The 12078-nt window shown below is 69.4% G+C and carries 11 protein-coding genes; all 11 read right to left on the bottom strand.

Going from position 1 to position 12078, the window contains the following annotated elements; all coding sequences use genetic code 11:
- Positions 1 to 4: 4 nt before the first annotated feature.
- The 11 genes from D5S19_RS21510 to D5S19_RS21560 all read right to left on the bottom strand — a co-directional run bounded on the left by D5S19_RS21510 (position 5) and on the right by D5S19_RS21560 (position 12045).
- Entirely contained in the window at positions 5 to 703 is a 699-nt protein-coding gene (locus tag D5S19_RS21510) for a FadR/GntR family transcriptional regulator (protein ID WP_158605589.1), read from the bottom strand.
- Positions 704 to 804: 101 nt separating this feature from the next.
- Positions 805 to 2355, bottom strand: coding sequence for a sugar ABC transporter ATP-binding protein (locus D5S19_RS21515; RefSeq protein WP_120025169.1), 1551 nt, complete (start codon positions 2353 to 2355; stop codon positions 805 to 807).
- A gap of 22 nt (positions 2356 to 2377) precedes the next feature.
- Positions 2378 to 3412 (bottom strand): sugar ABC transporter substrate-binding protein, encoded by a 1035-nt coding sequence (locus D5S19_RS21520; protein ID WP_158605590.1) that lies wholly within the window; start codon positions 3410 to 3412, stop codon positions 2378 to 2380.
- Between the two features lie 198 nt (positions 3413 to 3610).
- Positions 3611 to 4384, bottom strand: coding sequence for an ABC transporter ATP-binding protein (locus tag D5S19_RS21525; RefSeq protein WP_158605591.1), 774 nt, complete (start codon positions 4382 to 4384; stop codon positions 3611 to 3613).
- Positions 4371 to 5369, bottom strand: coding sequence for an ABC transporter ATP-binding protein (locus D5S19_RS21530; RefSeq protein ID WP_120025172.1), 999 nt, complete (start codon positions 5367 to 5369; stop codon positions 4371 to 4373). Before D5S19_RS21530 ends, D5S19_RS21525 begins: the two co-directional genes overlap by 14 nt.
- On the bottom strand, positions 5353 to 6204 hold the full coding sequence (locus tag D5S19_RS21535; RefSeq protein WP_120025173.1) for an ABC transporter permease: 852 nt from the start codon (positions 6202 to 6204) through the stop codon (positions 5353 to 5355). The genes D5S19_RS21530 and D5S19_RS21535 overlap by 17 nt, the downstream gene beginning before the upstream one ends.
- Complete coding sequence (locus D5S19_RS21540) at positions 6201 to 7136, bottom strand: ABC transporter permease (RefSeq protein WP_120025174.1); 936 nt, start codon at positions 7134 to 7136, stop codon at positions 6201 to 6203. The genes D5S19_RS21535 and D5S19_RS21540 overlap by 4 nt, the downstream gene beginning before the upstream one ends.
- Positions 7137 to 7235: 99 nt before the next feature.
- Complete coding sequence (locus D5S19_RS21545; protein ID WP_158605592.1) at positions 7236 to 8813, bottom strand: ABC transporter substrate-binding protein; 1578 nt, start codon at positions 8811 to 8813, stop codon at positions 7236 to 7238.
- Positions 8814 to 8885: 72 nt separating this feature from the next.
- A complete protein-coding gene (locus tag D5S19_RS21550; RefSeq protein WP_120025176.1) occupies positions 8886 to 9869 on the bottom strand; it encodes an alpha/beta hydrolase in 984 nt (327 codons plus the stop codon).
- A gap of 176 nt (positions 9870 to 10045) precedes the next feature.
- The gene (locus tag D5S19_RS21555) at positions 10046 to 11650 is read right to left on the bottom strand and encodes a thiamine pyrophosphate-binding protein (RefSeq protein ID WP_120025177.1); all 1605 of its coding nucleotides are present in this window, start codon (positions 11648 to 11650) and stop codon (positions 10046 to 10048) included.
- An 8-nt stretch (positions 11651 to 11658) separates the two neighbouring features.
- Complete coding sequence (locus D5S19_RS21560; protein ID WP_120025178.1) at positions 11659 to 12045, bottom strand: RidA family protein; 387 nt, start codon at positions 12043 to 12045, stop codon at positions 11659 to 11661.
- Positions 12046 to 12078 lie beyond the last annotated feature (33 nt).

Here is a 12078-nt window from a genome sequence, read left to right on the forward strand (position 1 = left end):
CAGCTCAGGGCGCTTCTTCGGCCAGCTCCGGAACCCCGGCGCCGGAACTGCGCAGCTGATCCTCGACCCGGGCGAGGTGCAGCAGCATCGCCGCCTTGGCGCGTTCGGGGTCGCCTTCCCGGATCGCCTTGCCGATCGCGCGGTGCTCGATCTGCGACTGTTCCCGGTTCCGTGCGCTCGCCGCGGTCACTTCGAGCACGGTGAACTCCAGGTCCCGGATGCCGCGGATGATGCTGAGCAGCAGCGGGTTGCCGGTCTGCCGGACGATCCATTCGTGGAACGCCAGGTCGTTCTCCGGGAACGTGTCCTCGTCGAGTTCGTCGAGTGCCGCGAGCAGCTCGTCCATTTCGGCGAGGTGCTCTTCCTCGACCGAGCCGGCCGCTTCCGCTGCGGCGGCGGGTTCCAGGAAACGCCGCACCTGGAACAGGTCGAGGTACGAACCGTGGATGAGCCGGAACGCGTGGCTCAGCGGGGCGAGCAGCAGCTCCGGGCTCAGCTCCGTGACGTAGGTTCCGGCGCCGCGGCGGGACTCGACGATGTTCACCGCTTCGAGACTCCGCAGGGCCTCGCGCACCAGCGGGCGGGAGACCCCGAGGCGGATCGCGAGCTCCCGTTCGGCGGGCAGCGCGGCCCCGGGACGCAGTTCGCCCGTGACGATCATCGACACGACATGATCGCGAACACCGTTGAGTGGGCCTGCCATGGGGCGAAGCATACCGAGAAGCGGCCGCGGCGACGCCGGGAGCGGCGGGCGGCGACGGCTCGCGGCGGCCGGGCGCGACCCGTCCGGGGAGTCGCCTTCGCTCACTGCACACCCGCCAGCGGCCGGGTCGCCTGCCCCATGATGTCCCGCTCGGTGGTCGGGCCGGGGATCTCCGCGACGATCGCGCCCGCGCGGAACACGCACACCCGGTCGCTCAGGCCGCAGACCTCCTGCATGTCCGAACTCACCAGCAGCACCGCGACGCCCTGCGCGGCGATCTCGCGCAGCAGCCGGTAGATCTGTGCCCGGCTCCCCACGTCGACGCCGGCCGTCGGCTCGATCAGTACCAGCACGCGAGGTGACAGTGAAACCGCCTTGGCGAGTACGATCTTCTGCTGATTCCCGCCGCTGAGCGAACCGGTGGCCAGCTCCGGGCGGCGCGGGTCGACCGCGAAGCGATCGATCACCCCCGCCGCGTCGGCCCTGGTCCGGCGGCGCGACAGCCAGCGGAACCGGCGCCGGGTGCGAGAGGCGAGCTGCGCCCGGCTCGACGAGGTCAGCGCCAGATTCTCGGCGATGCTCAGACCGGCGACCAGCGCTTGGGACCGGTCCGCCGGAACGAGCGCGATGCCGTGCCGCATGCCCTCCAACGCGGTGCGGGGCAAGGCCTCGGACCCGTCCACGAACACCACGCCCGACTCCGCCCGGCGGCTGCCGCACACCGCTTCGGCCACCGGAACCATCCCGGCGTCCACCAGACCGGTCAGGCCGAGTACCTCACCGCCGTTGACAGTGAACCCGACCGGCGGCTGCCCCGGGACCGTCAGCTTCTCGACCCGCAGCACCGGCGAACCGGACGGCCCGTCCGCGCGCGGCGGGTACAGCTGCCGGACCGGCCGATCCAGCATCGCCTCGATCATGGCGTCGACGGTCAGCTCGTCCTTGGCCATTTCCCGGACGATCCGGCCGTCCCGCAGGATGGTCGCGCGGTCGCAGAGCGCGGTGATCTCGTCGAGCCGGTGGCTGATGTAGACCAGCCCGACGCCGTCGCGGCGAAGCCGGTCGAGCCGCTCGAACAGGTTGTCACGGTCGGCCGGCGTCAGCGCGGCGGTCGGCTCGTCCAGGACGAGCACCTTCGCCTCGGCGGTCAGCGCCCGCGCGATCTGGACGAGTTGTGCCTGCGGCAAGGACAACTCGGAGACCCTCGTGAACGGATCGACGTGCAACCCAACCGCGGCGGCCGCCTCTTCGGCGACCTTGGCGGCCTCGCGCCGGTCGAGGAAGCCGAAGCGCCCCGCCCGATCGCCCGCGTGGGTTCGGCCGAGGAGGAAGTTGTCGACGATGCTCAGCCCCCGGACCAGCGCCAGATGCTGGTGAATCGCGTGGATACCCAGGCGCTCGGCGTGCAGCGGCGAGTGGAAGGCGACCGGCTCGCCGTCGATCAGCACCTTCCCGTGGTCGGGTGAGTGCACCCCGGTGAGGATCTTCACCAGCGTGGACTTGCCCGCGCCGTTCTCGCCGAGCAGCGCGTGGACCTGTCCGGAGTGGACGGTGAAGTCGGCGTCGCGCAGGGCGTAGACGCCGCCGTAGGTCTTGGCGACCTGGTGCGCGGCAAGCACTTTCCGGCTCGCCTGTCCGGTGGCGGGGATCATCGGGACACCTCCCGTCGGATGGTCAGCACCGGCCGGCCACCGCGTCGTTCACGCGCTTGGCCAGCGCCGCGTCGACGGCGAACGGCTTTCCGTTCACGTCGACCGATTTCGCCCCGTCCGCGATCTGCTTGAGCCCAGCGGTGGTGAGCAGGGTGATCGGCGGCTCGACCTTCTCGGGCACGTTCTTCCCGTCGAGCCGGGCGACGACGGAGTTCACGAACTCCGCACCGACGTGGTCCAGGAAGAGGATCCCGTCGGCGGCGAAGGTGCCCTGATAGGTGGCCCGGAGCCCGATGCACGTGCCGTTGTAGCCGACGACGGGCACCTTTCCCTTGAGGTTGCGGGCTTCGAGTGCCGAGATCGCCCCGAAGGCCATCTCGTCGTTGTCGGCGAACACCGCGTGCACGTCGGGATGCGCGGTCAGGATGTCGGTCGTCACCCGCAAAGCCTTGTCCCGCGCCCAATCCGCCGGCTGCCGGGCGACGACGGCCGCGCTCGGGTTGGCCGCGCTCAGGCCTTGCACGAACCCGTTCGCACGCTCGATGCCGGGCGTGTCGGCCGGGGCGCCTTCGAGCACCGCGACCTTCGCCGGGCCTTTGAGCTGCTGACCGAGCCAGGTGCCGGCGACCGTGCCGCCCGCCGTCTCGTCCCCGATGATCGAGGTGACGACCAGGCCCTTGCCGTGCGCACCGTCGATCTCCGACTGCAGGATGAAGACCGGGATGTTCGCCGCCTTCGCCTGGTTCAGGATCGGCATGATCTGCTGCTTGTCCCAGGGCTCGATGCCGAGCGCCTTGACGCCGCGGCCGATCATCGCCTGCAGCTTGGTGACCATGTCCTGCATGTCGCGGCTGTCCTGGGAGAGCAACTCGATGTTGCCCTTCGCGGTGGCCGCGGCTTCGGCCGCGTTGGACATGTCCTTGATCGCCGGGTTGTCCCAGGCCTGGGTCACCAGCCCGACCTTGATCTTCTGGCCGCTCGCCGCCCCCTGTCCCCCGCATCCGGCCAGAAGCAGCGCAGCCGCCACTCCCCACGCGATGAGCACTTTGCGTGCCACGTCCACCTCCGGGTTCCGAGGACCGCACTGCGGTCACACCTCGTCGTTGGGGACGAAGTATGGATGACCCGGGTCACACCAGTCAACAGACTTGTCATACCAATTTCCCGGCTTGATCGCCTTAGTGGCGATATTTGCGGGATTACTCGCAGGTGGGGTGGACTTTCCGGCAAAACTGGTCATACCGATCAGGGGGCGTTAGCCGATCGCCGGGATCGAGGCCAGGAGCTGCCGGGTGTATGGATCGGTCGCGGCGTCGAAGACCGAGGCGGTCCGTCCTCGCTCGACGACGCGTCCCTTCTGCATGACCGCGACCTCGTCGCACAACCGCCGGACCACACCGAGGTCATGGGTGATGAACAGGACCGCGAGCCCGAGTGATCCGGTGAACTCCCGCAGCAGATTGAGCACGGTCGCCTGCACCGACACGTCGAGCGCGGACGTCGGCTCGTCGGCGACGATCACCTCGGGATTCGTCGCGAGTGCCCGCGCGATGCTGGCACGCTGGCGCTGACCGCCGGACAATGCTCCCGGCCGGACGTCGAGCATGCTCGGCGGCAGGCCCACCATCTCGATCAGGTCGACGGCCCGGCTCCGCGCCGCCGAGCGGCCCAGCCCGTCGATCTCCAGCAGTTCAACGATGGCCTTCCCGACGGTCAGGGCGGGATTCAGGGCCGAGGACGGATCCTGGAACACCATCTGCATCCGCCGCCGCACCGCACGCGGACGCCGGGCCGGGAGCGCCTGGCCGCCGAGCCGGATCTCGCCGGACGTCGGAGCGACGAGACCGACCACCGCCTTGGCAAGGCTGGACTTTCCCGACCCGGACTCGCCGACCACGCCCACGATCTGCCCGCGTTCCACCTGCAGGCTCACGTGGTCGACGGCCACGTGCGAGGTGCCCATCCGCCGGGTCAGGCGCCGGGTCGCACCGTAGGTCACGGTGACGTCGTCGATCTCAAGAATCGCCATCGAGGTCCTCCGTGACGCGCGGCCAGCCGCCGCTCTCGGCCGGCAGCGAAAGACTCGCCGCGACATCGGCGGGACGAACACAGCGGACGGACTGCCGTTCGCCGAGGCGGGTGAACTCGACCGGACCGGCCGTGCATTCCGTTGCCGCCCAAGGACATCGGGACGCGAAGCGACAGCCGGTGAGGTCACCGATCCGCTGCGGAGCGGTGCCCCCGATCGCGAACAGCGGCTCATCCGGGTCACCGGCGGACGGGCTCGACCGCAGCAGCCCGGCGGTGTAGGCGTGGCGCGGGGCACGCAGGATCTCGCTCGTCGGCCCGGCCTCCACGATCTGGCCGGCGTACATCACCGCGACGCGATCGGAGACCTGGGAGATGACGGCGAGATCGTGCGAGACGAAGAGCATCGCCAGCTCTCGTTCCTCCCGCAACCGCTGCAGAAGGTCGAGGATCGTCGCCTGCGTGGTCACGTCCAGCGCTGTCGTGGGCTCGTCGCACAGCAGCACCCGGGGATCGCAGGCCAGCGCCGCCGCGATCAGCACCCGCTGCCGCAACCCTCCGGAAAGCTGATGCGGATAGCTGTCCGCCACGCGCCGCGCGTCCGTGATCCCGACGTCGTTCAGCAGCTCGAGAGCACGGCTGTCGGCGGCCCGGCGGGACAGCGCGTGGTGCTGGACCAGCGGCTCGCGCATCGTGCGGCGGATGGTGAACGTCGGATTGAGCGACCGCATCGGGTCCTGGAAGACCATCCCGACCCGCGCGTCCGCGGTGTCGACGCGCCCCGCGTCCCGCGAGATGCCGCGCGGCAGCAGTCCCGCGATGGCCCGGACGGTCAAGGTCTTGCCCGAGCCCGACTCGCCGACGAGGCCGAGGCACTCGCCGGCCTTCACGTCGAGCGCGACGCCGGTGACGAGCGGACCGGACGGGCCCGACAGCGTGAGCCCGTCGACCTCGACGGCGACGGGGGCCTCAGTGAGTGCGGTCATCGAGACGTTCTCCGATCAGCATCAGACCCGAACCGACCAGGGCGACCATGGCCCCCGGCGCGGCGATGAGCCACCACTGCTGCTGCATGTACGGCTGGGCGTCGGCGATCATCGCCCCCCAGTCGGGCGTGGGCGGCTGGATGCCCAGCCCGAGGTAGGAGAAGGACGCCAGGCCCAGCAGCACGAACATGACGTCCGTGACGAGCAGGGTCAGCGAGCTGCGCAGGACGTTGGGCAGCAGGTGACGCACCATGATCCGGCCGTGCGAGACGCCGCCCAGCCGGGCGGCCGAGATGTAGTCCTCGTTCTTGACCCGCAGCACGACCGACCGCACGAGGCGCGCGTACCCGACCCAGCCCACCGCGGTGAAGGCGATGAGCAGCGTCCTGGTCCCCGACCCGCCGACCGCGATGAGCGTGATGATGAGGACGTAGACGGGAAAAGCGAGCACCAGATCGGTCAGCCGCATGACGATGGCGTCCCAGATCGAGCCGAAGTACGCCGCGACGCAGCCCAGGAGGGTGCCGAGCAGGAACGGGAACAGCGCTCCGAGGATGCCGACTCCGAGGTCGACCCGCGTGGCGGCGACCAGACGCGAGAACACGTCCCGCCCGAGCGCGTCGGTGCCCAGCCAGTGCTCTCCCGAAGGAGCGGCCAGGCGGTTCACCAAATCCTGCTGATAGGGGTCGTGCGGCACGAGATACGGGCCGACGATGGCCACCACGATCGCGACGCCCACGATCGTGAGCCCGATCCGGAAACCGAGCCGGCTGCCCGTCGTCTTGGTGGCGGGTGCCGTCACCGAGCCCGGCAGATTGGCGGTCATATCGCTCATGAGGCCCTCACTCGCGGATCGACGATCGCCGACAACGCGTCGCCGATCAGGCTGAACGAGACCACCAGGACCGCGAACAGCAGGGTGATGCCGTTGATCATCGGGTAATCGCGCTGGGTGATTGCCGTGACCAATCCGGACCCCAGGCCCGGCAGCTGGAAGGTGTTCTCGACGATCACCGAGCCGAACAGTAGGTAACCCGCCTGGATCGAGACCACCGCGATCGCCGGGACGGCGGCGTTGGGCAACGCATGCCGCGTCAAGAGCCGGTGCCGAGAGACGCCGCGGGAGGCCGCCGCTTCGACATAACCCGAGCCCAGCGACTCGATCAGGTTCGAGCGCAGCACCCGCACCTGGATGGGCGCGGTGGCGATCGCCAGCGTGACCGCCGGGAGCACGATGCTGCGGAAGTGCTCGACCGTCGTGTCCCCGAAACCGCCCACGGGGAACCAGCCGGTGGGGAGCGCGACGACGAGCACGAGCAGCAGACCGCTCCAAAAAGCAGGCATGGCAATGGAAGTCACGGTGAACAGCCGGACCGCGGTGTCGACCCAGGTCCCGCGGTAGCGGGCCGCGAGCGTCGCGAGGGTGACGGAAAGGGCCAGCGACAGCGCCAGTCCCGCGACCAGCAACCAGGCGGTGGCGCCGAACCGGTCCCAGATCAGCCCGATCACCGGTTCGGAACTGCTGTAGGACCGGCCGAGGTCACCGTGGAGGACATTGCCGACGTAGGACCAGAACTGGCTCCACAACGAGCGATCCAGGCCCAGCTTGTGGTTCATGGCGTCGACGGCGCTCTGCGGCGCGTCGAGGCCGAGGAGCTGACGACCGGGATCCCCGGGCGCGCTCTGCCCCAGCAGGAACACGACGGCCAGCACGCCGAACAGGAGGATCACCACGCTGGCCAGCCGTCTCACCACACCGAGCACCATCAGGGGCTCCTTTTCTCTGGGCCGTGATTCCTCGACGGAGGGGGATACCGGGTGGCCGTGCAGCCGGTGCCGGTCAATCGCGACCGGCACCGGCGTCGCTCATTTGGCCAGCCACAGCTCTTCCATCGGCAGGGACTGCTGCGTCACCGTAGGCATGCCCTGGAATCCACCGACCTTTGTGGACAGAACCAGCGCCGGGCTCACCGAAACCGTCGGGATCTCCGGTAGTTCGGAGCCGATCCAGTTCTGGAACGTGTCGAGCGCCTGCGCCTGACCCGCCGCGTCCTTGGCCGCCTGGTACTGCTGGAGGGTGTCCTTGGCCACCTGGGTGGACCAGCCGCCGCCGATGGCATTGGAGGTCACGTAGAACGCCAAGGGCGCTTCAGCAGTGCTGCCCGCGGCGCTGATGCTCTGGTAGGCCAGCTCGTAGTTCCCGGCCAGCAGACGCTGGACCCAGGCACCCAGGTCGAGTGCCTTCGCGTTCAGCTTGATCCCGGCGTTCGCGAGGTCTTCCTGGATCGCCTGCACGGTCATGGCGAGCGTCGCGTCGCCGGTGGGGTAGATCAGTTCGATCGAAGCGCCGCTGCTGTAGGGAGTGCCGGCCAGCAGCTGCTTGGCTTTCGCGAGATCCTGGTCGCCGACCGGCGCCGGGTGGGCCTGACCCAGGACGGTCACCGGGAGGTACGTTTCGGTCGGCTTGTCGGCGGTGCTGCCGAGCTGCTTCACGATGGCCTTGCGATCGATCGCAGCCGAGATGGCCTGACGGACCTGAAGGCTCTTCAGGGGACCCGTGCGGCCGTTGACGAAGACCAGCTCCGTCGAAGCGGCGGCGGTGTGCACGACGTTCGCCCCGGCGAAGCTGGGGACAGATTCCCGCGGAGCGAACGGGACAGCCTGGACGGTCCCGGCCTGGAATGCCGAAGTCAGCGCGTTGACGCTGTTGAACACCTGGAAGTCGATTGCATCGACGTAGGGCTTCTTGCCGTCCCAGAAGTTCTTGTTCTTGGTCAGCGAGACCGAGGTGCCCGGCCGGCGCCCGGTGAACGAGAACGGGCCCGCCCCCACGGGGTTCCGGTAGAACTCGTCCTTGCCGACCCCACCAAAGCCGTCGGGGATGATGGCGGCTTGGGTGTAGGACAGCAACGCGTCGAGATTGATGGTCGGGCGAACGAGGTCGAGCACGACCTGATCGGCGCCCTGCGCCTTCTCCGCGGTGATCGTCTCCTTGTAGAGCGACCCGACCACGCCGCCCTGCTTGGCCTGTTCGAGCGAGAACACCACGTCCTGCGGCGTGATCGGCTTCCCGTCGGAGAACTTCAGGCCTTTGCGGAGCGTGATCGTCACCGACTTCCCGTCGGCCGAGGGGGCCAGTCCCTCGGCGATGGCCGGCGTGACCTTGTCGTTGAACCGCTTGAACAGTCCGGCGTTGAGCTGGGCCAGGACCAGGCTGGTCGACTCGCCGGCGCCGTCGTAGGGGTTCAGCGACGAGATGTCACTCGTCACGCCCACTTTCAGGGTCCCCCCGGTGACGGGTTCGCCGCCGGGACCGCTGGGACCGGAGCCGGAGGTGGCCGAACATGACGCGGCCAGAAGGGAAACGAGCGCCAGCGCGGCCACCCGCCGGGGCGTCGTCGATACCGCGGCGCGGAATGTGCGCCGTCCGAGATCAATAGCCATGACCGATCGATCCATTCTTCCGGGGTGGGCTTTCCGGGCTGAAAAGGGCGCGGGCACCGCCCGCACGGCGAATCACGGTGCCTCCGTATCGATCCGCAGGCCTCGACGCAGGGCATCGAGCATCCCCCGGGTCGCCCGGATGCTGCTGCGGGCGGAGGCGACCAGCTCCGTGGACCCGTGGAAGGTCCCGGGATGGGCATGCAGCTCGACGCTGACCTCCGCCTGCAGGAGCCGGAGCGCGTACTGGATGTTGTCGTCACGCAACGGATCCAGCTCCATGGCGACGAGGTAGGTCGGCGGCAGGCCGCTCAGGTCGGTGGCGCGGGCCGGCGCGGCGTAGGGCGAGACCCGCGTGTCACCCGGGCCGGTATAGCCGGGGCCGAGGTACTTCTGCCAGACGAGTTCGCTGAAGCGGCGGGTCACGATCGGGCCATCGGCGAACCGGCGGGCCGAAGGGGTATCGCCGCGGTCGTCGAGCGCGGGGCTGACCAGGAACTGGAACGCGATCGGGACTCCCCCCTCGTCACGCGCCCGGAGCACGGTGCCCGCGGCGAGCCCACCGCCGGCACTCGATCCGCCGACGGCGATCCGGGTGCGGTCGATGCCCAGCTCCTCGCTGCGCGCGTGGACGTATTCCAGGGCCGCGTAACAGTCGTCGAGCGGACCGGGGAACGGGGTCTCCGGGGCCAGCCGATACTCCACATTGGCCACGGCGATTCCCAGTTCGCGCACGACGTCCAGGCAGAAATACTCGTAATCCTGCGCTTTACCCAGTACGAAGCCACCACCGTGCAAGGCGAGCAGCACGGGTAGTGGACCCGGCGTGCCCACCGGCCTTAGCAGGCGGATGGGCACGACCGGAGCGTCACCCAGCCCAGGGGCCGCCACGACCTCGACGTCGACGCCGTCGTAGGAAAAGCCCGCGATCGCCGCGGCGCTCCCCTCTTCGACGGCCTCGCGAGCGGCCCGGAGGCCGGCGGCGCCGGAGATGTCGAGGTCAGGGAACCCGGCGGCCGCAGCCGCGAGTTCGGGGTCCATGGCCGGGAAGGTCGTCATGGTCACGTCCTCGTTCCGTCGGAATCCGGGCCGGGCCGCGCCGGCCCGGGAGGATCACTCCGCTGCCGCGCTCCTGGGACACTGTGCCCGGATAACGAGATTCTTGAAGATACCTATAATCGTAGAATCTGTCAACGCGTACCCGGCCGCAGCGGCCGGGATCGCCGGAAAGCCGGTTACGACACCAGGTTCGGATCGATGTGGACGTCGATCAGCACCGGACGATCACGATCGGGCAGCCGATGCAGGGCCGCGTCCAGTTCCGCCGGCGTGCGGACGGTGTGGCCGCGACCGCCGAGCGCCTCGGCCACCGGCCCGAAATCGGGCCAGTCGAACAGCGACAGCCCGGGGTCGAGATCGCGCCGGACCAGCTGGATGTGCTCGGCACCGAACGAACCGTCGTTGAGCAGCAGGACGATCAGGTCGAGGCGATGCCGGACGGCCGTGCTGAACTCGTTCAGGCCGCCCAGCATGAACCCGCCGTCGCCGGTCACCAGCAGCGTCGGGTGATCCGGTCTGCCGACGGCCGCGCCGATCGCCGTGCCCATGCCCAGGCCGATCGAGCCGTAGTTGGCGGTGTGCACGAAGTGGCGCGGATTCTGGACGCTGATGGCGGGCCACGCGTGGTAGACGAAGCGCCCGCTGTCGGTCACCACAGTGCGGTCCGCGGCGACGGTTTCTTCCACCCGGCGGAGGGCCGTGCGGATGTCTATATACCCGCCGTCGCTGCGATCCGGGGCTTCGATCGGGCGCGCGAGCTCGGCCGCCAGCTCGGGCGAGGCGAACCTGGTCGCCTTGATCTCGGCCTCGTCCAGCAGTCTCACGAAAGCATCGGCGGTCCACGCGGCGTCACCGAGCACGCCGGCGTCCGGGGCGACATACCGCCCGAGACTTCGGCGGTCGTCATCCACCTGCACCACCCGCCGCTTTTCGGCGAGGGACCCGTTGACGGTGGTGTAGCGGTTGAGACTCGCGCCGAACGCGATGACGCAATCCGCCGCCGCGACCGTCGATTGCGCGACTTCGTGCGCGAGCGTCCCGACGATGCCGAGGTTGTGCTGTTCGCCGCGGAACAGGTCCCGCGCTTTGAGAGTCGTCCCCACCGGTGCCCCGATCCGCGCCGCGAACCGCAGCACCGCGGCACGGGCCGCCGGGTCGATCGCGCCGCGACCGGCCAGCACCAGGGGACGGTTCGCATCGGCGATGACGCCCAGCGCGGCCTCGACCGCGTCCTCCGCGGGCCGGATGCCCTTGCCGTCGACCAGACGCGAGGGTGCGCGGAGATACTCGGTCTCGGACCACTGAAAATGCGCGGGCATGTTCACCACGATCGGCCGCAGTTCGGCGTACGCCCGCTGGATCGCGGTGGCGAGGTCGACGGCCGCCGTCGAAGGCGCGCGGACCGGCTCGAAACCAGCCCCGGCTGCTGCCACCACTTCACGCTGGGGAACATTCTGCGCGTGCAGGTGATCGTCCGGCCGGGTGTCGCCGGCGAGCAGGAGCAGAGGAAGCCTGGCTTTGACCGCGTCGACGAGCGGGGTGACGGTGTTCGTCAGAGCCGGGCCGTGCGTGACCGTCGCGACACCGAGCCGCCCGGTGACATTGGCGTAGCCCGAGGCCGCTTCGACCGCGCTCGCCTCGTTCGCCACCCCGACGTAGGTCGTCCCCGGCAGCCGCCGGAAACTGTCCATCACGAACAGATTCCCGTCGCCGACCAGACCGAAGATCGTGTCGATGCCGTGCTCGGCCAGCGCCGCCGACATCGCATCCTGGAACAGCATCGGCCCGCTCAAGGAAGGACCGCGGTCGCGATGACCTCCGCGACCAATCCGTCCAGGACCATCTGGCTGACCAGCGCCGCGCGGGCCGGCCGATGGTCGCCGAACTCCTCGACCCACGCCCGGTTGAACCCGGCGGCATCGTCGAGACTGGCGAAGAACACCGTCGCCGACACGATGTGCTCCAGCCCCGCGCCGACCTCGGCCAGGATGACGCGGATCCGCTCGATGATCTTCTTGCCCTGCAGGTAGGCGTCCCCGGGCGCGATGACCTGGTAGTTCTCGTCGACCGCGCCCTGCCCGGCGAGGAAGACGAAGCCGTTGGCCACCGTCGCCTGGGAATACAGCAGCCCGCTGACACCGAACGATTCCGGATTGATCTGCTCCACCTTGCTCATCCCTGGTCCTTTCTCGATGCGTTGCCGAACACG

Source organism: Amycolatopsis panacis, assembly GCF_003600245.1.
In the GTDB taxonomy this organism is placed as follows: Bacteria; Actinomycetota; Actinomycetes; order Mycobacteriales; family Pseudonocardiaceae; genus Amycolatopsis; species Amycolatopsis sulphurea.